General features: G+C 68.9%; 18 protein-coding genes and 2 tRNA genes. 9 read left to right on the forward strand and 11 right to left on the reverse strand.

Annotated features, from left to right (window positions below):
* Positions 1 to 3: 3 nt before the first annotated feature.
* Both sppA and CSW64_RS05695 read right to left on the reverse strand, forming a co-directional pair.
* Positions 4 to 1,794 (reverse strand): signal peptide peptidase SppA, encoded by a 1,791-nt coding sequence (gene sppA, locus CSW64_RS05690; RefSeq protein ID WP_099621195.1) that lies wholly within the window; start codon positions 1,792 to 1,794, stop codon positions 4 to 6.
* 128 nt (positions 1,795 to 1,922) lie between these two features.
* A tRNA-Pro gene (locus CSW64_RS05695) sits at positions 1,923 to 1,999 on the reverse strand.
* Positions 2,000 to 2,143: 144 nt separating this feature from the next.
* Between CSW64_RS05695 and CSW64_RS05700 the strand changes: the two genes are divergently transcribed.
* Together CSW64_RS05700 and CSW64_RS05705 are read left to right on the forward strand one after the other, a co-directional pair.
* Positions 2,144 to 2,217 (forward strand) — tRNA-Gln (locus CSW64_RS05700).
* Between the two features lie 176 nt (positions 2,218 to 2,393).
* Positions 2,394 to 4,913, forward strand: a complete 2,520-nt coding sequence (locus CSW64_RS05705; protein WP_099621196.1) for a CHASE3 domain-containing protein — start codon at positions 2,394 to 2,396, stop codon at positions 4,911 to 4,913.
* A gap of 153 nt (positions 4,914 to 5,066) precedes the next feature.
* Here CSW64_RS05705 and CSW64_RS22295 read toward each other — a convergent pair whose 3' ends face one another.
* Positions 5,067 to 5,612, reverse strand: a complete 546-nt coding sequence (locus CSW64_RS22295) for a GNAT family N-acetyltransferase (RefSeq protein WP_245863842.1) — start codon at positions 5,610 to 5,612, stop codon at positions 5,067 to 5,069.
* The gene (locus CSW64_RS22300) at positions 5,609 to 7,780 is read right to left on the reverse strand and encodes a S9 family peptidase (RefSeq protein WP_099621198.1); all 2,172 of its coding nucleotides are present in this window, start codon (positions 7,778 to 7,780) and stop codon (positions 5,609 to 5,611) included. Before CSW64_RS22300 ends, CSW64_RS22295 begins: the two co-directional genes overlap by 4 nt.
* Positions 7,781 to 8,011: 231 nt before the next feature.
* Here CSW64_RS22300 and CSW64_RS05720 point away from each other — a divergent pair, with 231 nt between their 5' ends.
* The 3 genes from CSW64_RS05720 to CSW64_RS05730 all read left to right on the forward strand — a co-directional run bounded on the left by CSW64_RS05720 (position 8,012) and on the right by CSW64_RS05730 (position 10,471).
* A complete protein-coding gene (locus CSW64_RS05720) occupies positions 8,012 to 8,836 on the forward strand; it encodes a trypsin-like serine peptidase (RefSeq protein WP_099621199.1) in 825 nt (274 codons plus the stop codon).
* 52 nt (positions 8,837 to 8,888) lie between these two features.
* Positions 8,889 to 9,107, forward strand: coding sequence for a CsbD family protein (locus tag CSW64_RS05725; protein WP_099621200.1), 219 nt, complete (start codon positions 8,889 to 8,891; stop codon positions 9,105 to 9,107).
* A gap of 161 nt (positions 9,108 to 9,268) precedes the next feature.
* A complete protein-coding gene (locus CSW64_RS05730) occupies positions 9,269 to 10,471 on the forward strand; it encodes a hypothetical protein (protein WP_099621201.1) in 1,203 nt (400 codons plus the stop codon).
* On the opposite strand, the gene CSW64_RS05735 is transcribed toward CSW64_RS05730, so the two are convergent.
* Together CSW64_RS05735 and CSW64_RS05740 are read right to left on the reverse strand one after the other, a co-directional pair.
* Complete coding sequence (locus CSW64_RS05735; protein WP_099621202.1) at positions 10,459 to 10,908, reverse strand: MaoC family dehydratase; 450 nt, start codon at positions 10,906 to 10,908, stop codon at positions 10,459 to 10,461. The two genes, CSW64_RS05730 and CSW64_RS05735, sit on opposite strands and share 13 nt — an antisense overlap.
* An 85-nt stretch (positions 10,909 to 10,993) precedes the next feature.
* Positions 10,994 to 11,650 (reverse strand): response regulator, encoded by a 657-nt coding sequence (locus tag CSW64_RS05740; RefSeq protein WP_099621203.1) that lies wholly within the window; start codon positions 11,648 to 11,650, stop codon positions 10,994 to 10,996.
* On the opposite strand from CSW64_RS05740, the gene CSW64_RS05745 reads away from it, so the two are divergent.
* The 3 genes from CSW64_RS05745 (at position 11,649) to CSW64_RS05755 (ending at position 15,267) form a co-directional block, all read left to right on the forward strand.
* Positions 11,649 to 13,433: an ATP-binding protein gene (locus CSW64_RS05745; protein ID WP_216361240.1), complete on the forward strand. Its 1,785-nt coding sequence runs from the start codon at positions 11,649 to 11,651 to the stop codon at positions 13,431 to 13,433. The two genes, CSW64_RS05740 and CSW64_RS05745, sit on opposite strands and share 2 nt — an antisense overlap.
* A 221-nt stretch (positions 13,434 to 13,654) precedes the next feature.
* Positions 13,655 to 14,473, forward strand: a complete 819-nt coding sequence (locus tag CSW64_RS05750; protein WP_099621205.1) for a helix-turn-helix domain-containing protein — start codon at positions 13,655 to 13,657, stop codon at positions 14,471 to 14,473.
* Between the two features lie 11 nt (positions 14,474 to 14,484).
* Positions 14,485 to 15,267: a thioesterase family protein gene (locus tag CSW64_RS05755; protein ID WP_245863843.1), complete on the forward strand. Its 783-nt coding sequence runs from the start codon at positions 14,485 to 14,487 to the stop codon at positions 15,265 to 15,267.
* Positions 15,268 to 15,275: 8 nt separating this feature from the next.
* Here the strand turns inward: CSW64_RS05755 and CSW64_RS05760 are convergent, their stop codons facing one another.
* On the reverse strand, positions 15,276 to 16,169 hold the full coding sequence (locus CSW64_RS05760; RefSeq protein WP_172448472.1) for a LysR family transcriptional regulator: 894 nt from the start codon (positions 16,167 to 16,169) through the stop codon (positions 15,276 to 15,278).
* A 59-nt stretch (positions 16,170 to 16,228) separates the two neighbouring features.
* On the opposite strand from CSW64_RS05760, the gene CSW64_RS05765 reads away from it, so the two are divergent.
* Positions 16,229 to 16,636 carry a DUF6506 family protein gene (locus CSW64_RS05765; RefSeq protein ID WP_216361241.1) on the forward strand — a complete coding sequence of 136 codons (408 nt, stop codon included), beginning with the start codon at positions 16,229 to 16,231 and terminating at the stop codon, positions 16,634 to 16,636.
* A gap of 10 nt (positions 16,637 to 16,646) precedes the next feature.
* Here the strand turns inward: CSW64_RS05765 and CSW64_RS05770 are convergent, their stop codons facing one another.
* Genes CSW64_RS05770 through CSW64_RS05785 form a run of 4 tightly spaced genes read right to left on the reverse strand, consistent with a single transcriptional unit; the run spans position 16,647 to position 21,970 of the window.
* On the reverse strand, positions 16,647 to 17,840 hold the full coding sequence (locus CSW64_RS05770; RefSeq protein ID WP_099621208.1) for an acyl-CoA dehydrogenase family protein: 1,194 nt from the start codon (positions 17,838 to 17,840) through the stop codon (positions 16,647 to 16,649).
* A gap of 3 nt (positions 17,841 to 17,843) precedes the next feature.
* Complete coding sequence (locus CSW64_RS05775) at positions 17,844 to 18,593, reverse strand: enoyl-CoA hydratase/isomerase family protein (protein WP_099621209.1); 750 nt, start codon at positions 18,591 to 18,593, stop codon at positions 17,844 to 17,846.
* A gap of 22 nt (positions 18,594 to 18,615) precedes the next feature.
* Positions 18,616 to 20,421 (reverse strand): acyclic terpene utilization AtuA family protein, encoded by a 1,806-nt coding sequence (locus CSW64_RS05780; RefSeq protein ID WP_172448473.1) that lies wholly within the window; start codon positions 20,419 to 20,421, stop codon positions 18,616 to 18,618.
* A 10-nt stretch (positions 20,422 to 20,431) separates the two neighbouring features.
* Positions 20,432 to 21,970, reverse strand: coding sequence for an acyl-CoA synthetase (locus CSW64_RS05785; protein ID WP_099621211.1), 1,539 nt, complete (start codon positions 21,968 to 21,970; stop codon positions 20,432 to 20,434).
* Positions 21,971 to 21,977 lie beyond the last annotated feature (7 nt).

Here is a 21,977-nt window from a genome sequence, read left to right on the forward strand (position 1 = left end):
GGTCTAGGGGATCGGCGTCGGCGCCAGCACCATCGCGCCGCGGTCGCGCAGGCGGGCGGCCCTCATCTCTTCACGCACGGCCGCCAGCTGCGGATCGTTCAGCAGGGTCGCCGTCGCCGCCAGGGCCTGGGCGCTGCTCGAGCTGACGCCGAACAGTTTCTCGAAGACCTCGAACGGCGAGCGCGGGCCGCCCATGTGCTTGATCCGGACGTCGCCCTTGAGCTTGGCCAGTTCCTTGGCCTTGTCGACGGCGTCGTAATAGCCGCCGATCTGGTCGACCAGCTTCAGCTGACGCGCCTGGACGCCGGTCCAGACCCGGCCCTTGGCGATCTCGCGGACCTGTTCCGGGGGCAGCTTGCGGCCTTCGGCGACGCGTCGGACGAAGCCTTCGTAGATCCGGTCCATCCAGCCCGCGAACGAGGCGCGCTGGGCCTGGTTGAAGCCCTCGCCCATGTTGAAGGCGCTGGCGTACTCGCCGCCGACGGCGGTCTGACGGACGTCGATCCCGAAGCGGCCCAGGGCCTCGCCCAGGACGAACTTGCCGCCGTAGACGCCGATCGAGCCGGTCAGGGTGGTCGGCTGGGCGACGATGGCGCTCGCGTCCGACGAGATCCAGTAGCCGCCCGAGGCCGCATAGGTGCCCATGCTGACCACGACCGGCTTGCCGGCGGCCTTGGCCGCCCGCACCGCCGACAGGATCTGCTCGGACGCGGTGTCCGAACCGCCCGGCGAGGAGACGCGGAAGACGATCGCCTTCACGTCCTTGTCCTTGATGGCGTCATAGAAGGAGTCCGAGACGTCGTCGGACCAGACCGTCTGGTCGCCGCCGAACGGGCTGGCGTTGCCGCCCGTTCCGGTCATGATCGGGCCCTCGGCGCCGATCACGGCGACGGCCTGGCCGGACCCGGACGCCATCTGGCCCGCGCGGACGCGGCCCATGTAGTTCTGGAAATCGACCAGCTCCGCCTTCTTGCCGGCCTTAGCCAGCAGGGCGTCGGCCGTCTCGCGGACCTGGCCCACGCCGTCGATCAGGCCCTTCTCCTTGGCCTCCTGGGCGGAGTAGGGGCCGGCCTCGAAGGTGCGGGTGAAGGCGATCGGCTCCTTCTTGCGGTCGACGGCGGCGGTCAGGACCGCGGTGCGGTAGATCGAGGTCATCCAGGACAGCGAGGCTTCCCGGTGCGCCGGGGTGTAGTCGCTGTAGAGGTACGGGTTGACCGCGTTCTTGTACTCCTGGCGTTGCTCGAAGTCGGCCTTGACGCCATAGCGGTCGAAGAAGCGCTTGAAGAAGACCTCCTCGCTGGCGAAGCCGGTGGCCTGGAAGGCGCTGTCGGGCTGCATCCACAGCTGGTCGGCGGACGCGCCGAGCATATAGGTCGAGGACACCACGCCCGAGGGATAGAGGCCCTGGCTGTGCGCCCAGATCGGCTTGCCGCTCTTGCGGAAGTGCAGGAAGGCCTGGCGCAGTTCGTCGGCCGCCGCCGGGGCCATGCCGCCCTCGGGGAGGCGGACGAACACCGCCTTCACCTTGGCGTCCGTCTCGGCGTGGCGAAGCGTCTCGACCACCGAGATCACCGACAGGCCGGAGCCGCCGCCGAACGCCGCGAACGGATTCTGCAGTTCCTGGTCGGTCATGCCGCCGCGCAGGTCGAGTTGCAGCACGGCCTGGGCCGGCGTCGTGTCGTTGGGCTTGGAGGCCGCTCCGATCAGCGCGCCGATCAGGACGATGGGAATCACCACGAAGAACAACAGCAGGCCCGCGAACACGCCGGCCATGGTCAGGAGGAACTGCTTCATCGGGGACCCCGAGTGGAAATCGCGCTCAAGCTATATGGGCAGGCGTTTGCGTCAAATGAACAGGAAGCAACCTCCGCCGGAGGCGGAAACGCCTGTTTCGACTGAGGATTGGACGACGCGGGAAAGAATGGTCGGAGTGGCAGGATTCGAACCTGCGACCCCCGCGTCCCGAACACGGTGCTCTACCAGACTGAGCTACACTCCGACTTGGGAGAGCGGCTTATAGAGGTGAGTCGGTCTCGCCGCAACATGCGAAAATTGCCTAATTGATGCCGTTGCATCCTGCGTTCGGCTGCGCTATCTGACCCGCCTCTCGCGGGGCTGCTTCGTCCGCCCCCGCCGTTCCTGCTGGGGAATGGTGTAATGGTAACACTGCGGTTTTTGGTACCGTCATTCTAGGTTCGAGTCCTAGTTCCCCAGCCACTTCTCCCGAACAAGCCAGATCGCCCCCCCGGGGCCGTCCCTGCGCCTGACCGGCCGTCCGGCGACAAGCCGCCGCACCTTTGAAACCCGTGGTGGGCGCCGGAGTTATTTGCAGCCGGCGGGATCGGAGGCAGAGTGCCCCGACGCCCTTGCGGGCGGGTGGGGGCGAGAGGCGTTTGTCCAGACGTCTGATCTTTGTGCCGATCGCGCTGATCGTGCTGTTGGCGCTGCTGACCGGCTATTCGGCGTTCAACCACATCGCGGCGCTGCGGCTCAGCCAGCAGCAGGTGAATCACGCCCACCGGGTCATGGAGACGACCCAGGGCCTGTTCTCCCGCATCCAGGACGCCGAGACCGGTCAGCGCGGCTATCTGCTGACCGGCCAGCGCGAATACCTGACGCCCTGGCGCAAGGCCGTGGCCGCGATCCCCGCCGAGGTGGCGCAGCTGCGGGCCCTGGTGGCCGACAACCCCGATCAGATGGAAAGGGTCGGCCAGATGGAGGCGGCCCTGGCGCTTCGCCTCGAGGTCTTGCGCGAGACCGTGGACGCCATGGATCACGGCGACGCCCAGACGGCGCATTCGCTGGTCCGGAGCGGCCGCGGCAAGGTGCTGATGGATCAGCTGCGCGCCATCAACGCCCAGATTCTCGCCGAGGAACGCCGGCTGCTGGCGATTCGCCAGGCCCAGGCCGACGCGGACGAGCGGCGTGGCCTCGCCCTGACCCTCGGCGTCGGCGGCCTGGCGCTGGTCGGCCTGGTTCTGGCGGTGCTGGCGCTGGCGCGGGCCAACCGGGACATGTCCCGCGCCCTGGGGGAGCGGGACGCCGCGGACGCCGCACGCCGCGAATCCGACGCGCTGGTGCGGGCGGTGTTCGAAAACATCCCCGACTATCTCTACACCTTCGACATCACCCCCGATCGCCGGTTCCTCGTCGGCGACTTCAATCCGGCCCTGGCCAAGCTGCTGGGCGACGAGGTCGAGTCCTATCGCGGTCGGGAGGTGCTGGAGGTCTTCCCCGTGCTCGGTCCCCGGCTGCTGGCCACCTATGAGCGGGTGCTGGCCGCGGGCCGGGCGCTGGTCATGCGGGACGCCATGGAGCTGCCGGGCGGCGAGCGGGTGTCCTGGGAATCGATCCTGGCGCCGGTCTACGACGCGGCGGGCCGTCCGACGCGGATCGTGGGATCGTCGCGCGACATCTCAGAGCGCGAGCGGGCCGAGGAGCAGGCTCGGCGGTCGCAGAGGATGGAGGCGGTCGGCCAGCTGACCGGCGGGGTCGCCCATGACTTCAACAACCTGCTGCAGGTGATCCGCGCCAACCTCGAGATGGTTGAGCGCAGCCTGACCGACGCCAAGCTGCGCGGCCGTCTCCAGAACGCGCTGCACGCCTCCGATCGGGCGGCCGACCTGACGCGTCAGCTGCTCGCCTTCGCCCGCCGCCAGCCGCTGGAGCCTCAGGTCGTGAACCTGGGCCGGATGGTCGGGGAGATGGCCGAGCTGCTGCGCCGGACGCTGGGTGAATCGATCGAAGTCGAGACGGTCCTGGCCGGAGGACTCTGGAACACGGTGGCCGACCCGACCCAGGTGGAGAGCGCGCTGCTGAACCTGGCGATCAACGCCCGGGACGCGATGGACGGCGGCGGCCGCCTGACCGTCGAGCTGGCCAACGCCGCCCTGGACGACGGCTACGCCGCGCGCAACCACGATGTCGCGCCGGGCCAGTATGTGATGCTGGCGGTCTCGGACACCGGGACCGGGATGTCGCGCGAGGTTCTGGCGCGGGTCTTTGAGCCGTTCTTCACCACCAAGGGGGAGGGCAAGGGCACCGGGCTGGGCCTTTCGATGGTCTATGGCTTCGTGAAGCAGTCGAAAGGCCACATCCAAATCTACAGCGAGCCCGGCCAGGGTACGACGGTGAAGATCTATCTGCCGCGCACCCGCAAGGCCGAGCCGGCCGCGCCGGCGATCGAACGCCTGGACGAGGGGCGGGGCGAGATCGTCCTGGTCGTGGAGGATGAGGAGGCCGTCCGCGAGGCGGCTTGCGCGATGCTGGTCGAGCTGGGCTACGGCTGTCTCCAGGCCGATGGGCCGGCCTCGGCTCTGGCTTTGCTGAACGGAGAAGCGCGGATCGACCTCCTGTTCACTGACGTGGTCATGCCGGGCGACATGAAGACTCCCGCCTTCGTCGCCGAGGCGCAGCGGCTGCGGCCGGGCCTGCCGGTCGTCTACACCTCGGGTTACACCGAGAACGCCATCGTCCACCACGGCCGGCTCGATGACGGTGTGGCTCTGCTATCGAAGCCCTACGGCAAGGCGGACTTGGCGCGGAAGATCGCCGCGGGGCTGCGGACCGGCCGCAGCGTGGTGCTGATCGTCGAGGACGAGGCGCTGGTCCGCACGGCGGCCGTCGAGATGGCGATCGAGCTGGGCTTCGGCGTGATCGAGGCGGCGGACGCGAGCGAGGCGCTGGCCTTCCTGGAAAGCGACGCCCGCATCGATGTCCTGCTCAGCGACGTCGGCCTGCCGGGCATGAAGGGCGACGAACTGATCCGGCGCGCCGCGGCGATGCGGCCTGGTCTGCGGCTGGTGGTGGCGAGCGGTTATTCCCCGGATCCGGTCACCGCTCCCAGCGACGGCGTCCTGACCCTGGACAAGCCCTACGACGTCGCCGCTCTGGCCCGCGCGCTGGGGGCGTAATCAGGATCCAAGCGCCGGCGGCCCCTTCCATCCGGTCGCCCCGGCGAAGGCCGGCGTCCAGGTCTTAGAGCTCTGTTTCGGCGCAACATTCCCTGCGACAGAGGCTGAACCCGGGTCCTGGCCTTCGCCGGGATGACCGGAGTTGAATGGGCCTCAGACCCCCCGCAGCTCCAGGCCCGGCGCGTCGGGCGGCGCGTCGGCGCCGGCGTTGAGGGGGCGCTGCATCAGGACAATGTCCATCCAGCGGCCGAACTTGTAGCCGACCGCCTCCATGACGCCCTGGCGCCGAAACCCCATGGCCGTGTGCAGACCGATCGAGCCGGCGTTGTCCGAGCCGCCGATGACGGCCATCATCTGGCGCAGGCCCAGGGCCTCGCAATCGTCGATCACGCGCGCCAGCACCGCCCGGCCGACGCCCAGGCCCTTGGCGTCCGGCGCGACGTAGACGCTGTCCTCGACCAGATAGCGATAGGCGGCTCGCAGGCGGAACGGCGCGGCGTAGGCGAGACCGACGACGGCGCCGTCGATCTCCGCCACAACATAGGGCAGGCCACGCGCCTGGACGGCGGCCAGGCGCTGGGCCATCTCCGCCGGCCCGGGCGGAACCTCCTCGAAGGTCCCGACTCCGTTCAGGCAGGCGTCGCCATAGATGGCGGCCAGCGCCGGTGCGTCGTCCTGCGTGGCCGCCCTGATGATCACGCCGTCTTCCAACCCTTCTCCACCGCCCAGACAGCGAAGGCATAGTCGAGGGCGATCTCCTTCAGGAAATCGAACCGACCGGAGGCGCCGCCATGGCCTGCTTCCATATTGATCTTCAGCAGGACCGGGTTGCCGCTGGTCGAGGCAGGCCGCAGCTTGGCCACCCACTTCTCCGGCTCCCAGTAGGTGACGCGCGGATCGCTGAGGCCGCCGGTGGCCAGGATGGCCGGGTAGGGTTTGGCGCCGATCTGGTCGTAGGGGCTGTAGCTGTACATGTAGTCGTAGGCCTCGGGATCCTCGATCGGATTGCCCCATTCCGGCCATTCCGGCGGCGTCAGCGGCAGGCTCGTGTCGCTCATGGTGTTGATCACATCGACGAAAGGCACCGCCGCGATGATCCCGGCCCACAGGTCCGGCCGCATGTTGGTGATTGCGCCCATCAGCAGGCCGCCGGCCGAGCCGCCGTAGGCCACTGTCCGTTCCGGCTTGCCGTAGCCGTTGGCGTGCAGGTGTTCGGCGCAGGCGATGAAATCGGTGAAGGTGTTCTTCTTCTTGAACTTCTTGCCGTCGAGGAACCAGCTCCAGCCTTTCTCGGACCCGCCGCGCGGACAGGCCGTGGCCCAGATCCAGCCGCGGTCGACGAGGCTCAGATTGCGGATCGAGAAGTTCGGCTCCTGCGAGATGCCATAGCTGCCGTAGCCGTAGAGGAGCAGCGGAGCCGAGCCGTCCAGCCTGGTCCCCTTCTTCATCAGCACGAAGATCGGCACCTCGGCGCCGTCGGCGGCCTTGGCGTTCAGGCGGCGGGTCTCGTACCTGGCCGGGTCGTGGCCCGAGGGGATCTCCTGGGTCTTGCGCAGGGTCCGCTTGCGGGTGGCCATGTCGTAGTCGAACCACTGCCGCGGCGTGGTCATCGAGGTGTAGGTGAACCGCAGCGACGGGGTGTCGTACTCGTAGCCGCCGTCCAGGCCGAGCGCATAGGCCTGCTCGTCGAAGGTGATGGCGTGCTCGGCGCCGTCCTTGGCCGTGATGACGATACGGTTCAGCGCATCGACCTTCTCCAGCCGCACGAAGTGGTTCTTGAAGGCGGTGGTCCCCTGGATCAGGGCGCCCGGCTTGAAGGCGATCCAGTCCTTCCACTGGGCCTTGCCCGGCTTGTCCTCGGGGGCGGTGACCAGCTTGAAGTCGACCGCGCCGTCGGCGTTGGTGCGGATCACGAAGTGGTCGTTCCAGTGGTCGACGTCATAGCGCATCCCGACCTGGCGCTTCTCGACCAGGACCGGCTTGGCGGTCGGGTCGGAGGCGGGGATCAGCCAGGCCTCGCTGCTGTCCTGGTTGCCGCAGCCGATGATGATCCACTTGCGGGACTGGGTGACGCCGGCGCCGAGGAAGAAGCCTTCGTCCGGTTCGTCGTAGACCAGCACGTCGTCCTTGGCCGCGCCGCCGATCGGGCGGCGGAAAATCTTCGCCGGCCGGCCGTTGTCGTCGCGCAGGGTCCAGAAGATCCACTTCGCGTCGGGCGAGAAGATGAAGTCCGCCACGCTCTCGATCGGCTCGCCGACGGCTTTCCCCGAAGCGACGTCCTTGACGTGCAGGCGGTAGACCTCCGACCCCTGCTCGTCGACCATCCAGCCGTAGCGGGCATGGTCGTCGGTGTGATGGGCCGAGCCGACCTCGTAGAAGGCCTTGCCCTTGGACTCGGTCTCCTCGTTCAGCAGGATGACCTCGCCGTCGGTCTTGCCCTTCGGCCGGCGGGCATGGATCGGGTGCTGCGCGCCCTTCTCGAAGCGAGTGTAGTACTCCCAGGCGCCGTCGGCGTCGGGAACGGAGGCGTCGTCCTCCTTGATGCGCCCCTTCATCTCCTCGAACATCTGCGCCTGCAGCGTCTCGGTCGGGCTGAGCATGGCCTTGGTGTAGGCGTTCTCAGCGGTGAGGTGCTCCTTGACCTCGGCCTTGATCAGGGTCGGGTCGCGCAGGACCTTCTGCCAGTTGTCGTCCTTCATCCAGGCGTAGTCGTCGGTCCGCACGCGGCCCAGCTGTTCGATGCGCTTGGGGATCTTCTTGGCGACGGGCGGGACGGGCTTGGACGTGGCGGACATGGCGTTCTTCGCGACAAGAGTGGTGGAAAGCGCGGCGGAGGCGGAAGCCACCATCATTTGGCGCCGGTTCATAGCTCAAATCCCCCCGATGGACTTCGGCCGGCGCGTCGTCACGGCGCGCCGATCCGGTCGGTTCATGTCTTAGATGCGAGCCCGATTCGCCGCCTGTTCACATTCCGCGGATCGGGCCGGCTGCGGCAGGGCGTCAGCTTGTGCGGGCGCGCGCTTGCGGTCAAATGGGGACGCATCATCGAACGGGCGGACAACGGCCCGACCTGTAGGCGTAGTCACCAAGGGGCGTCGATGGCCTGGGATCTTTCCGTCGACCTGATCAAGGCGACGGTCCAGCTGGAGCAACCGCTGGGCAACGGCACGCGGACGGTCGGCACCGGCTTCCTGATCGATGCGCCGACGCCGGACGGCAAGCCGCGCACGGTGCTGGTCACCGCCGCCCACGTGTTCGACCGCATGCCCTCGGTCGAGGCCCGTATCGGCTATCGGATCCAGAACAGCGACGGCGCCTGGCGCTACGACCCCAGGCCGCTGACCATCCGCGACGAGGCCAAGGCCCCGATCTGGACGCGGCACCCGACGCGCGACGTGGCGGCGATCGTGATCCAGGCGCCGGAGGAGTTCGCCAAGGCGGCGATCCCGCTGTCCTGGCTGGCTCAGGACGACACCTTCACCCAGTACGCCCTGGGGCCCGGCGACGAGATGATGGCGCTAGGCTTCCCGCGCGGGCTGGCCGCGAACCAGGCCGGTTTCCCGATCCTGCGGTCGGGTCGGGTGGCGTCCTACCCGCTGGCGCCGTCCAGCGTCTTCCCGACCTTCCTGCTCGACTTCAGCGTCTTCCCGGGCAACTCCGGCGGGCCGGTGTTCATGGCCGAGGGCGCCCGCCGCCGTCCGGGCGCCACGGAGGCCCAGGAGGTGCAGTTCGTCGCCGGAATGCTGACCCAGCAGGTGGAGCTGTCCGGAGAGCGGCTGGAAATCGGCATCGTCACCCACGCCCGCTTCATCCGGGAGACGGTGGCCATGATCGACGGCGTGATTCCGCCCGCCGCGCCGACGCCGGATCTGCCCGCGACCAGCACCACGGCGGCCTCGACCGGAACTCATACGGAACCCTGACCCGCCCTGAAGGGTTCTTCTGGCTCCCCAAACAGCCTGAAGGAGACCCGACATGTGGGACCGCGTCGAAGGCAACTGGAAGCAGCTTACCGGCAAGGTGAAGGAACAGTGGGGCAAGCTCACTGACGACGACCTGACCGTGATCGCCGGCAAGCGCGATCAGCTGATCGGCAAGATCCAGGAACGCTACGGCTACGCCAAGGACAAGGCCGAGCACGAGATCCGGGAGTTCGAGCGCCGCATGGACGAGCCCCGCTCGTTCGATCGCTAGCGCCTAGGCCGGGACATGCTCCCGTAGGGGCGTGTCCCCTTTCGGCTCAGAAGCGTGGGGACGGCTCAACCAGCCGTCCCCATTTTCACGAATGGGTATCCTTAAGGTTGTGGTTTCCATTTTGCACCCGCACTGGTGGTTCTGTGCGGGAGTGTCCCAAAATGGACTTCACGATCCGACCTTTCGAACTCGGCGACCACGAGGCGGTCAACCGACTCTGCAATTGGGCCTGGTGGCCGCAACGCAGCGCCGAAGGCTGGCGCTGGCTGGCCGAAGGACCGCCCGGCGCGTTGGACGATGGCGAGATCGGGCCGTCGGGATGGGTGTGCGAGAGCGAGAAGGGGGTGCTCGCCTTCGTCGGCAACTGCGTCCAGCGGTTCGCCTTCGAGGACCGGACCTTCGTGGGGGCCACGGGGCACACTCTGCTGGTCGATCCGCGACTGCGGGGCGCGAGCCGCGATCTGCTGCGCCGCTTCGTGCGCCAGCCGAACCGCTTCGCCCGCTACACCTTCAACGCCAATGACCGGTCGGCCCCGCTCTACAAGCATTTCGGCATGCATCCCTGGCCGGAAGGGCTCAGCGCGGTGAAGTATGTCTGGCGCACCGATTGGACCGGCGTCGCCAGTGAACGGGCGCTGCGCTGGTTCAACGGGCTGTCGGGACATTCCGGCTCACGCGACGGCGGTGAGCGGTTCCTGTCGGACCGCCCCTGGACCGGGACTATCGGCTGGCGCGCCCCCGGCGTGCGGCAGATGGCGCTGAACGAGATCGACGATCGCTTCGATCGCCTGTGGGCGGAGTTGCGGGACGACGGGCGGCTGTTGGCCTTCCGCGACGCGGCCAGCCTTCGCTGGCGCTGTGGCGACCCCGACCTGTCCTGCCCGCCGGTCCTGCTTGGCTACGAGGTTGGCGGCAGACTCGCCGGCTACCTGCTCGCCTTCTTCTCGAAGGGGTCGGAGATCGAGCGTCCGGCGATGGAGGTCATCGATCTGGTCGCGCTGCGTTCCGTGGAGATGACCGCCGTTTCGGCGCTGCTGCGGACGCTGCTGCTGTCGGCGCGTCGCTTCGGCGCCGCCCGGGTCAGGCTCCAGACCGTCAATCCCGAGCTCGACCAGGTGCTCGCGCCGTTCGCTCTGGCCAAGCGCCAGTACCGGCACAATCACTGCCACATCCATTGGGGCGAGGAGACCGACGAGCGGATGAAGCAGGCCTGGTTCGCCACTCCCTACGACGGCGACTACAGCTTCTGCCTGCGGCCGCCGCCCAGGCCGGCGCTGGACGGTGACCTGGCTCAGACTGTCCGCATGCCGACCGCGCGGGAGGTTCCGGCGGCCGGCGATGCGAACTGGATCTACGCGCCGTAGACGATGGAGATCGTCTCGGCCACGCAGGCCGGGCGATCTTCGCCCTCGATCTCGATGGTGCACTCGTTCTTCATCTGCAGGCCGCCGGCCTTGGCCTCGACCGACAGCAGCTTCTGGCGCATGCGCACCTTCTTGCCGACGCGGACCATGTTGGTGAAGCGGACCTTGTCGCTGCCGTAGTTGATGCCGCGCGTCACGCCGTTGACCTTCAGCAGCTTGGCGCCGAGGAAGGGGATCAGCGACAGCGTCAGGTAGCCGTGGGCGATCGGCCCGCCGATCTCCCGGGTGGCCCGGTCGACGTCGACGTGGATCCACTGGTGGTCGCCCGTGGCTTCGGCGAACTGGTTGACCCGCTCCTGCGTGATCTCAAGCCAGTCGGAGACGCCGATCTCCTGGCCGGCGAGGCTGGGCAGGTCGGCGAAGGCGACTTCCTTCATTGCGTTTCTCCGGATTTGAACAATCGTTTGACACTAGGTCGCGGCGCAGGCCTCGGCAAGGCGGGCTGGTGAGACGGTCTTGGCGTCAGCCCGCCGGCAGGCCCAGCCGCGCGGCATAGGCGCCGAGTTCGGCGGCGCTGTGCAGGTCGAGCTTGCGCATCAGGTTCTCCCGGTGCTTGCGCGCCGTGGGCAGGCTGACTCCCAGCCGTTCGGCGGCCTCCCGGGTGGTCGCGCCCTGGGCGATCAGGCCGAGCATCTGTCGCTCGCGACGGGTCAACGGCACCGCTGATACGGCCTCGGCCGCCGGCTCCGCATGACCTGGCCGGCCTTGGGCGGTCAGGAAGCGGACGGTCTGGCCGACATAGCCCTGGCCCGCCCGGACGGCCTCGACCGCCGCTGACAGCTCGGCGGGGTCGCCGGTCTTGGTCAGGTATCCGTCCGCGCCAGCCTCCAGCGCGGCGCGCACGGCGCGGGGTTCGGTGTTGGCGGTCAGCACCAGGATCCGGAGGGCGGGAAAGCCCTCGCGCAGCTCGCGCACGAACTGCATCCCCGCTCGCCCCGGCATGCCCAGATCGAGGAAGAGAAGGTCCACGGCCTCCGTCTTCAGCATGGAGAGCGTCTCCGCCGCGTCCCCCGCCTCGCCCACGACGACGATGTCGTCCATGATCGACAGCAACAGTTTGAGCCCCTCACGGACGATCGCGTGGTCGTCAGCGAGGGCGGCTTTGAGGGTACGCTTCATGAACGCTCCGGCGCGACCTGCGCGGATGGGGGAACAGCACCAGCCGACAATCATCGGGCAGGACGCTCTCGCCTGGAAGGCCCTGGTCGAGGTTTTCTACCGTCAGTCGTATGCCGTGCTGTTCGCGAACTTCGTCGTTCCGCTGCCGGTGGCCTGGGTGTTGCGGGAGGAGGTTTCCCTCCCTGTGCTCGTGGTCTGGATCGCGGGGATGTATCTGCTGACGGCGGCCCGGGTGGTCCTGGCGCAGCTGCACCGCATCCAGGGGGATGGCGGTCGACCGCTGGTCTGGGCCTGGCGGTCGACGGTTCTCTCCTGGGCGTCCAGCCTGCTGTGGGGCCTGTTGGGTCTGGTCGGCGTGATGCCGGGCGAGCCGCATCTGCTGGCGTTCGTCTGCATCGTCCTGACCGGCCTGACCTGCGGCGCCGTGCCGTCGCTGTCCGCCTTCCCGCCGGCCTACGTCGGCTCTATGGCGGCGATGCTCGCGCCGACCCTGGTCCGCTGCCTGACGCAGGACGAGGCCATCTACGGCGTCTATGTGATCTTCATCGTCTGTCTGGCGGTGGTGAACCTCTACTATTGCCGCGTCACCTATCGGACGGTGACCGAGACGGTCCGCCTGCGGTCGCAGAATCTGGCCCTGATCCGCGACCTGGAAGGCGAGCGTGACCGGGCCCAGACGGCGGATCGGTCGAAGACCCGCTTTCTGGCCGCCGCCAGTCACGACCTGCGCCAGCCGATCCACGCGCTCGGGCTCTTCGCCGGAGCCCTGGGCGTCTGGGCGGGAAAGGGGGATGTGCCGTCGCACGAGGCGGCCGGCCTGTCCGACCGACTGAAAACGGTGATCGGCAACCTGAGCGGCGTCCTCGACGGTCTGCTGGATGTCTCCAAGCTCGACGCCGGGGTGGTCCCGGTGACGCGCGAACCGGTCTCGCTGGGCTGTCTGTTCGCGGATCTGCGCGAGGAGTACGCGGGCCTGGCGCAGGAGCGCGGGCTGTCCTGGCGCGTGATCGACAGCGCCCTTTGGGTCGACAGCGATCCGGTTCTGCTGCGGCGGATGATCGGCAACCTTGTCTCCAACGCCTTTCGCTACACCCGGCGAGGCGGCGTCCTGCTGGGCGTTCGGCGGCGCGGCGAGGGGGCGGTGATCCAGGTGGTCGACAGCGGGCCGGGCATTGCCGAGGATCAGCAGGAACTGATCTTCGACGAATTCGTCCAGCTGCATAACCCGGAGCGTGATCGCGCCCAGGGCCTTGGTCTCGGTCTGGCGATCGTGCGACGCACGGCGCGCCTGCTCGGTCATCCCATCGCCGTGCGGTCGGTCGAGGGGCGGGGCTCCAGCTTCTCGGTGGCCGTCCCGCTCACGACGCCGGCGGCGCCCGACGCGCCGGTCTGCCGTCCTCCGGAGGCGTGCGGGGGGCTGCGTATTCTCGTGGTCGATGACCAGGCCGAGGTGTTGACCGCGGTGCGCGGTCTGCTCGAAGCCTGGGGGCACAGCGTGCATGTCGGACGAGACGCCGACGCCGCCCTGCGGGCGCACGCCAAAGCCGGCGGCGGCGCCGTGCACTTGATCCTGGCGGACTACCGCCTCGGCGACGAGGTCACCGGGCGGGAAGCGGTCACAAACCTGCGCCTGCGCCTGGGGGCGAACCTGCCGGCCATCGTGATCACGGGCGACACGTCGCCGTCCCGTCTGCGCGAAGCCGCCGATCGCGACTGGCGCCTACTGCACAAGCCGGTGAAGGCCGAGACGCTGCGCGATGCGATCGCGCTAGCGGTCGGCTGAACCGGCGAACTACGACATACGCCGTATGTCGGCGGCGCCTGGCGCCGCGTAGGGATGCGACCATGGCGAAGTCCGTCGGGGGGCGGTCGTCGCCGGTGGAGGGGGCGCGGACGACGTTTCGCCCAGTCTGGTCGATCGCCGCTTCCTCCACCGCCCACGCCGCCTGTTTCTTACCTTCGAGGTAGTTGGAAGGCCGCGCGGGCGCCGCTAGCGTCGCGGGCATGAGCACTCAGACCCCTATCGGCGAGCTGATCCGCGACTGGCGCCAGCGCCGCCGCTTGACCCAGATGGATCTGGCGTACGACGCCGAGATATCGCCCAAACACCTCAGCTTCATCGAGACCGGGCGGTCCAAGCCCAGCCGCCAGATGGTCCTTCACTTGGCGGAGCAGATGGACGTGCCGCTGCGCGAACAGAACGCCATGCTGGTCGCCGCCGGCTTCGCGCCGGTGTTTCCGGAGCGCGGCCTGGATGCGCCGGACCTGGCGGCGGCGCGGCGGGCGATCGACCTGATCCTGAAGGGGCATGAGCCGTTCCCGGCCCTGGCGGTGGACCGGCATTGGAATCTGGTCACGGCCAACGCAGCGATCACGCCCTTCCTGTTGGCCGACGTCGAACTGCTGACGCCGCCGGTGAATGTGCTGCGGCTGACCCTGCATCCCAAGGGCTTGGCTCCGCGCATCACCAATCTGACGGAGTGGCGCGGCCATCTGCTGGACCGTTTGCGCCGCCAGATCGACGCCACGGCCGACGCCGGGCTGCAGGCGCTCTACGACGAGCTGAAGGCCTACCCCGCGCCGCCCGCCGCCGTCGGCGCGCCGCACGGCCAGGATCTGGGCGGGGTGGCTGTGCCGATGCGGCTGCAGACCGACCACGGGACGATGGCTTTCATCAGCACCGTGACGGTGTTCGGCACGCCCACCGATGTCACCCTGTCGGAGCTGGCCATGGAGACCTTCTTTCCGGCGGACGACTTCACGGCCAAGGCGTTGATTTCCCTGGCGGCAGACCGGCAGAAGGAAGCCGAGAAGGCCGCCTGAGGGGAATACGCGTGAGCGATCAGTACGTTTTCGAGGTGGACGGCGCGCGCATCCGGGCGACGCCGTTCGCGGCCGGTCCCTGGGACCCGAGCATGCAGCATGGCGGGGCGCCCTCGGCCCTGGTCGCGCGTGCCGCCGAGACCTTCCCCTCCGAGCGCCCGATGCGGGTGGCGCGGATGACGATCGACCTGCTGCGGCCCGTGCCGGTCGGCGAACTGGACATCGAGACCGAGGTGGTTCGCGAGGGGCGCAAGATTCAGCTCCTGCAGGTGAGGCTGGTCTCCGGCGGCAAGGAGTGCATGCGGGCCACCGTGCTGAAGCTGCGCGACGAGACGCTGGAGCTGCCGGCGCACGAGGGCTTCCGCCCGCTGGAGCTGACGCCGCCGTCCGAGGACGAGCCGTCCAGCGCCGGTTTCGGTCCGTCGCACGGCTTCGGCTCGGGCATGTCGGCCAAGATCGCCCGCGGCGAATGGGGCAAGCCCGGCCCGGCGGCCGTCTGGTTCCGCGCCGAGCGCCCGATCGTCCGGGGCGAGGCGACCACGCCCCTGATGAGCGCCGCCCTGACCGCCGACTTCTGCAACGGCGTCTCGTCGGTGCTCGACTTTCAGAAGTTCACCTACATCAACGGCGACCTGACGGTCAGCTTCGCCCGGCGGCCGGTGGGGCGCTGGATCCTGCTCGACGCCGAGACCTGGGTCGGCGACAGCGGCGGCGCCCTGGCCTTCGCCCGCCTGGCCGATCGCAACGGCTACTTCGGCCGCGCGGTCCAGAGCGTACTGGTCGAGAAGCGCTAGGGGCGGGCTCATCGGACGTCGGCGCGTTCCAGCCAGCGCGCCAGGGGCTCCGCCGTTCGATCCATTCGTCTGCGATGTACGGCGAACACCTGCAGCCGCAGGGAGAAGGCCGGCGGCAGCGGATAGAAGCGGATGCCTCTGACGCCGTTTCGCGACGCGGATTCCTGAACGACGGCCGCTCCCGCGCGGCTGCGGACGAGTTCGAGCACGGTCGCCAGCTCCTCCGCCTCGATGCGGACATCGGGCTCGAAGCCGGCGGAGCGGCAGGCCTCCAGCAGGTCGCGTCGCCAGCGGGCCTTGGTCTCCGCGGGCGGTGCGATGAAGGGGGTCCGGCCCAGGTCTTCGATGGAGGGGGCATGTTCCGGCGGGAACCAACTCTCCGCGAGCGCAATGACAAACGGCTCCTCGACCAGCTTTCGCACGGCGAGTTCTTCGTCGCCCGAGGCTGGCGCCGAATGGGTGAAGGCGAGATCGAGCCCGCCGTCTCTGAGCATCCGGATCTGAGCATCGGACTTCAGCGAGCGAAGCTCGACCCGCAGCCGCGGGGCGTCGGCCTGCAGGTCGGCCAACAACGCGCCGATCAGCCCGGTCTGGACCGCCCCCTCGACATAGCCAACGCGCACAGGCCCCGTCTGGCCGGAGGCCAGCGCCGCCGCCGCCTGTTCGCACCGCGCGGAGGCCTCCAGCAGCGCCTTGGCCTCGACAAGGAACCGTCGGCCGTCGCCCGTCAGGCGAACCCGCCGTTTTATGCGGTCGAACAGTCTGAGGCCCAGGCGGTCCTCAAGGTCCTGCATCTGACGGCTCAAGGGCGACTGGGTGACGTTCAGCGCCTCGGCCGCGCGAGTGACGTTTTCGAACTCGGCCACGGCGACGAAGTACCGAAGCTGTCTTAGATCCAGCATGTCATGCCCCTGGGGACTGAACTCAGGCCAACATAGCATTGGTAGGGTCTGAATGACGGGTGCAGGTTCGGCTCATGCCAAATCACCCGCATCGCAGAGGCGTCTTCTTCGGCGGCATCGCCGGAACGCTGCTCGCGATGTCGCCAGTAGAGGGACGAACCCACATGGCTCTGACGAAGTTCGGCTTCATCGTCACCGGCGCCGGCCTCAGGCCGGAGGAGCATCGCATGACGATGCGATCCGGCGCCTTCGAGATGATCGCGGTCGGCGTCTCAGGCGCCTCGCAAGGTCCTGCTGTCGCGCGGGGCCTGCTGGACGAAGGCGTCCAGCTGCTTGAGCTGTGCGGCGGCTTCGGACCGATCTGGACGGCCAAGGTGATCGAGGCGATCGAGAACAGGATCCCCGTGGGATCGGTCGCCTACGGTCCCGAGTCGATCGATGCCATGTACGCGCTGTTCAAAGACTGAGGCGAGTCCCTCACCCCTTCAGCAGCTGCCCCGCCAGGATGTTCCGCTGCACCTCGCTGGAGCCGGCGTAGATGGTGGCGGCGCGGTTGTTCAGGTAGCGCGAGGTGTTGGTGATCGCGTCGACCGGGCCGACGCCCAGCTGGACGTTCAGGCCGTGCAGCGCCTGCGACTGGTCCGCGGCGGCGTAGGCGCCGGCCAGGACCAGGCCCAGTTCGTCCAGCTTCTGCAGCAGTTCGGTGCCCTGCATCTTCAGCATCGAGCTGGCGGGGCCGGGCGAGCCGCCGGCGGAGAGCGTCGACAGGATCTGGTGCTCGTTGGCCTCCTGGGCGTCGAGCTGGACGGCCAGCTCGGCCAGGCGGCGGCGCAGGGCGGCGATCTCGCCGGGGTCGCCGTCGGGGCGGGCGGCCAACATCCGGGCCAGCCGGCTCCACTGTTTCCGCAGGCGGGGCGACCACTGGCCGCCGCGCTCGTGGGTCAGCAGGTGCTTGGCCACCGTCCAGCCGTCGTGCTCCCGCCCCACCAGTCCTTCGATAGGGACGCGGACGTTGTCGAAGAAGACGGCGTTGACCTCGTGGTCCCCGGCCAGGGTGATGATCGGCCGGACACTGACCCCGGGCAGGTCCATGTCGAACAGCAGGAAGCTTATCCCCTGCTGCGGCTTGCCCTCCGAACTGGTCCGGACCAGGCAGAAGATGCGGTTCGACCACTGGGCGTGGCTGGTCCAGATCTTCGAGCCGTTGACGACGTAATGGTCCCCGTCCCGTGCAGCCCGGCACTGCAGCGCGGCCAGGTCCGAGCCGGCGCCCGGCTCCGAATAACCCTGGGCCCACCAGTCCTCGCCGGTCTTGATGGCGGGCAGGTAGCGAGCCTTCTGAGCGTCTGTCCCGAAGGCGATCAGCACGGGCCCGAGCATGCCGGTGGCGTTGGGCGTCACAGGCGGCGCATCGGCGGCGATCAGCTCGCTGGCGAAGACATAGCGCTGGACCAGGCTCCAGCCGGTTCCGCCGTACTCCACCGGCCAGTTGGGCGTCGCCCAGCCGCGGTCGTTGAGGATCGACAGCCAGCGCTGCGCCACCGGCCGGTCGCAGTAGATGCCGGCGCACAGCCGGCCCGCCTCGCGCAGGTCGTCGGTCAGCTTCTCGTCCAGGAACCGCCGGACCTCGTCGCGGAAGGCGAGATCGGCCGCGCTCAGCGCCAGGGCCACGGCTCAGCCCTTCTTGCGGGCGGCGAAGGCGGCGATGCGGTCGCGCATGTCCGGGCCCACGCCCTCGCCCCGGTAGATCTCGTGCGCCAGCCCGGCCGGCAGGGGCAGGCCGTCGGTGTGGTCCATCAGCCGCTTGTTGGCGGCGTGGCTGTAGGGCGAGTTGGCGGCGATCTCGTTCGCCCAGGCGTCGACCGTAGCCTCCCACTCGGCGTCCGGCACGCAGACGTTGGCCAGGCCCATCGCCTCGGCCTCGCGGCCCGAGTAGGTGCGGCAGGTGAACATCATCTCGCGGGCCTTGGCCGAGCCGACCCGGCGCGGCAGGCGCTGGCTCAGACCCCAGACCGGGGTCAAGGCCCACTTCGCGTGGGTGTCGGCGAACTTGGCCGCCTCGGCGGCGATGATGATGTCGCCGGCCAGGGCCAGCTCGAGCGCGCCGGTGTAGCAGTGGCCCTGCACCGCCGTGACCACCGGCAGCGGCAGGCTTGCCAAGCGTTCGATCACCTTGGCCTGGAAGTTGGGGTAGGGCAGCTTTTCGCCGCTGGCGATGTCGCCCAGGTCGTGGCCGGCCGAGAAGCATTTCCCCGCGCCGCGCAGCACCACCACCGACACGCCGGCATGAGCCTGCTGCAGGTCGCGGACATGGCGGTCCAGCGCCTCGAACACCGGCACGTTCAGCGAGTTCAGCTTGTCGGGCCGGTTCAGGATCAGATGGACGGCCGCGCCGCGCGTCTCGCGCAGGACCAGATCGGACATGGGGAGGCTCCTGTGCGGGCGGTCAGGCGACGAGGCGGCGCGGGACCTGGATGTCGATGTCGAGCAACTGCTGGGCCTTGCCCTTGGCCAGCGGATCGAGGCGCAGGCTGGAGAACTGGCCGCCGCCCAGCGCCTGGATGCAGTGGAAGTTCAGGGCGTCCAGGCCGGGCAGTTCGTAGCGGAGGACCTTCGGATCGGCAGCGCCCTCGAACTCATGAGCGAACCAGGCCTGGACCACAGCCTCGGTCAGGCCCTTGCGGATCCAGGACAGCAGCTCCGGCCGGCGGGCGATGACCCCGACGTTGAAGGCGTCGCCCTTGTCCCCCGAGCGAGCCCAGGCGACGTCGATCAGCGGGACGGCGACCAGGTCGCCCTCGTCGGCCGGATCGGCGGGGACCGGCGGTGCCACGACCTTGGTCCTGTCGAAGGCTTCGGGCGGCGAGGCGGGGACGATGGTCAAGGTCTGGTCGCCGATCGAGACCGTCGCGGCGACCTCCTGGCGCGGCAGCAGGATCGAGAACACCCGCGACACCGGGGTGATCGTCGGCGCGCCGCCGAACCAGCCGGTGGCGCCGACGCTCATCGAGGTGGTGGGCGAGGCGAACTCGCGCATCATCAGGCCCAGGGCGGCGGCGTCCTCGTGCTCGGCCCCGATGCGGCAGACCACCTCGCGGACGGCCTGGGCCTGCGGCCGGGCGTTGGCGCCGTAGCTGGCTTCCGCGCCCAGGATCTCGATGCGGCTGTCGCGCAGGGGCGGCAGGTTGCGGTCGCGCAGCATCTCGCCGATCCGCTCCAGCAGCGCCTCCGACTGTCGTCGGCCCTTGGCGGCGGCGTCGCGGCCGACCACCGGACTGGCCCCGATGAAGCGGAAGCCGTCGCCCCAGGTGACGCAGACCTTGTAGCGGTCGGTCGGCGGATAGCCCTTGGCGCCGCTGACCCTCACCCGATGCTCGCCGACCTGCTCTACCTTCAGCGCGGTGAAGTCGCAGACCACGTCGGGCAGGGCGTAGCCCTGGGGATCGCCGACCTCGTAGAGGATCTGCTCGGCGACGGCGGCGGGCGAGACCAGGCCGCCGGTCCCGGCCGGCTTGGTGACGATGAACGAGCCGTCCGCGTGGCACTCGATCACCGGATAGCCGATGTGGGCCCAGTCCGGCACCTGCTCCCAGTCGGTGAACAGGCCGCCGGTCGCCTGGGCGCCGCATTCGATGACGTGGCCGGCCAGCGATCCGGCCGACAGGCGGTCGTAGTCGTCCAGGCTCCAGCCGAACTCATGGATCAGCGGGCCCAGAGTCAGGGCGCTGTCGACCACCCGGCCGGTGATGACCATGTCCACGCCCGCGGCCAGGGCGGCGGCGATCGGCTCGGCGCCGAAGTAGGCGTTGGCGCTGAACACCTTGGCCGGATCGGGGAAGGGGGCGTCGGTGAACATCTCCGACAGGCCGCGAGCCTTCAGCTCGTCCAGCCGCGGGGCCAGATCATCGCCTTCGACCACGGCGATCCTGAAGCTGAGACCCGCCTCCGCGGCCAGTTTCTCCATCCGCTCCCGGCAGGCGCGAGGGTTCAGGCCGCCGGCGTTGGTGACGATCTTCACGCCCTGCGCCTTCAGCTCGCGCAGATTGTCCTTCCAGACCCAGTCGGTGAAGTCGCGGGCGTAGCCCTGGTCCGGCCGCGCCGCCCGCAGCTGGCCCAGCGACGACATGGTCGCCTCGGCCAGGTAGTCCAGGATCATGTAGTCCAGCTTGCCGCCGCGCAGCAGCTGGGGCGCGGCGACCGAGGAGTCCCCCAGGAACCCGCCCGCGCCGCCGATACGCACCACCTTGGCCATGATCGCCGCCTCAGACGATCTTGGCGTCGGTCTTGCCCCAGTAGGCGTCGCGGATCAGGCGCTTGTAGAGCTTGCCGGTCGGGTGCCGGGGCAGTTCCTGCATGAAGTCCAGCACGCGCGGGGCCTTCACATGGCTGAGGTTGGCCTTGGCGTAGGCCAGCAGTTCGTCGCGCAGCGCATCGCCGGCGGCGTTCCAGTCGGCCGGCTGGATGACCGCCACGACCTTCTCGCCGAACTCCTCGTCCGGCGCGCCGACCACGGCCACGTCGGCGACCTTGGGGTGGGTGACCAGCAGGTTCTCGATCTCCTGCGGATAGATGTTCACCCCGCCCGAGATGATCATGAAGCTCTTGCGGTCGGTCAGGTAGAGGAAGCCCTCCTCGTCCATCCAGCCCACGTCGCCCAGGCTGGTCCAGCCGTGCTTGTTGTAGCTCTCGGCCGTCTTGGCCGGGTCGTTGTGGTAGTTGATGGGCGGGCCGTTCTCAAAATAGACCTGCCCCTCCTGGCGCGGGCCGAGGGCGTCGCCCTCCTCGTTGCAGATGCGCAGCTCGCCCAGCACGGCCTTGCCGACCGAGCCCTTGTGCGTCAGCCAGTCGGCCGAGCCGATGTAGCAGAAGCCGTTGCCCTCGGTGCCGGCGTAGTACTCGTGGATCACCGGGCCCCACCATTCGATCATCTGCTCCTTCACCGGGACGGGGCAGGGGGCGGCGGCGTGGACCGCCGACTTGATCGACGAGACGTCGTACTTGTTGCGGATCTCCGCCGGCAGCTTCAGCAGGCGCACGAAATGGGTTGGCACGAACTGTCCGCAGTCGACCTTGTACTGCTCGATCAGGGCCAGCATCGTCTCCGGATCGAACTTCTCCATCACGATCACCGTGCCGCCCAGCTTATGGACGCTCATGCACCAGCGGAGCGGCGCGGCGTGATAGAGCGGCGCCGGCGAGATGTAGACGCTGTCCGGCGTGAAACCGAACAGGCCCTGGGTCATCATGAACAGCGGATTGACCGCGTCGATCTCGGCGCCGGTCAGCGGCGGCTTCACGCCCTTCGGACGGCCGGTGGTGCCTGACGAATAGAGCATGTCCGACCCGGCGGTCTCGTCGGCGATCCGCGTCGCCGGCCGGGCGTCGCGGGCGGCCTCGAAGCTCTCGAACGGCGCGCGGGCGCCGCCGACCATGTAGAGCTTCAGGTCGCCGATCAGGGCCGGCATCTCGTCGGCGACGGAGCCGACGGTGGCCGAGGTGATGAACACCTTCGCCTCGCAGTCGCGGACGATGTACTCGACTTCGGTCGCGGTCAGCTTCGACGAGATGCAGGTGTAGTACAGGCCCGCCCGCTGCGCCGCCCAGGCGATCTCGAAGTATCGCGGGCTGTTGTCCATGAAGAGGGCGATCACGTCGCCGACCTTCAGGCCCAGCGAGCGGAACAGCTGCGCCCCCTGGTTCGAGCGGTCCTCCAGCTGGCGATAGGTCACCGTTTCGCCGGTTCCGGCCATGATGAAGGCGGCGCGGTCGGGGTGGTTCTGGGCGTGATGGAAAGGATGCATCGTCTGA

Source organism: Caulobacter mirabilis, from assembly GCF_002749615.1.
GTDB classification, from domain to species: Bacteria; Pseudomonadota; Alphaproteobacteria; order Caulobacterales; family Caulobacteraceae; genus Caulobacter; species Caulobacter mirabilis.

Bases quoted from the DNA above. Each gene is read 5' to 3' on its own strand.
- sppA (WP_099621195.1), bottom strand. From the start codon at position 1,794: ATGAAGCAGTTCCTCCTGACCATGGCCGGCGTGTTCGCGGGCCTGCTG.
- CSW64_RS22300 (WP_099621198.1), bottom strand. From the start codon at position 7,780: ATGAACCGGCGCCAAATGATGGTGGCTTCCGCCTCCGCCGCGCTTTCC.
- CSW64_RS05720 (WP_099621199.1), top strand. From the start codon at position 8,012: ATGGCCTGGGATCTTTCCGTCGACCTGATCAAGGCGACGGTCCAGCTG.
- CSW64_RS05725 (WP_099621200.1), top strand. From the start codon at position 8,889: ATGTGGGACCGCGTCGAAGGCAACTGGAAGCAGCTTACCGGCAAGGTG.
- CSW64_RS05730 (WP_099621201.1), top strand. From the start codon at position 9,269: ATGGACTTCACGATCCGACCTTTCGAACTCGGCGACCACGAGGCGGTC.
- CSW64_RS05735 (WP_099621202.1), bottom strand. From the start codon at position 10,908: ATGAAGGAAGTCGCCTTCGCCGACCTGCCCAGCCTCGCCGGCCAGGAG.
- CSW64_RS05745 (WP_216361240.1), top strand. From the start codon at position 11,649: ATGAACGCTCCGGCGCGACCTGCGCGGATGGGGGAACAGCACCAGCCG.
- CSW64_RS05740 (WP_099621203.1), bottom strand. From the start codon at position 11,650: ATGAAGCGTACCCTCAAAGCCGCCCTCGCTGACGACCACGCGATCGTC.
- CSW64_RS05750 (WP_099621205.1), top strand. From the start codon at position 13,655: ATGAGCACTCAGACCCCTATCGGCGAGCTGATCCGCGACTGGCGCCAG.
- CSW64_RS05760 (WP_172448472.1), bottom strand. From the start codon at position 16,169: ATGCTGGATCTAAGACAGCTTCGGTACTTCGTCGCCGTGGCCGAGTTC.
- CSW64_RS05775 (WP_099621209.1), bottom strand. From the start codon at position 18,593: ATGTCCGATCTGGTCCTGCGCGAGACGCGCGGCGCGGCCGTCCATCTG.
- CSW64_RS05780 (WP_172448473.1), bottom strand. From the start codon at position 20,421: ATGGCCAAGGTGGTGCGTATCGGCGGCGCGGGCGGGTTCCTGGGGGAC.
- CSW64_RS05785 (WP_099621211.1), bottom strand. From the start codon at position 21,970: ATGCATCCTTTCCATCACGCCCAGAACCACCCCGACCGCGCCGCCTTC.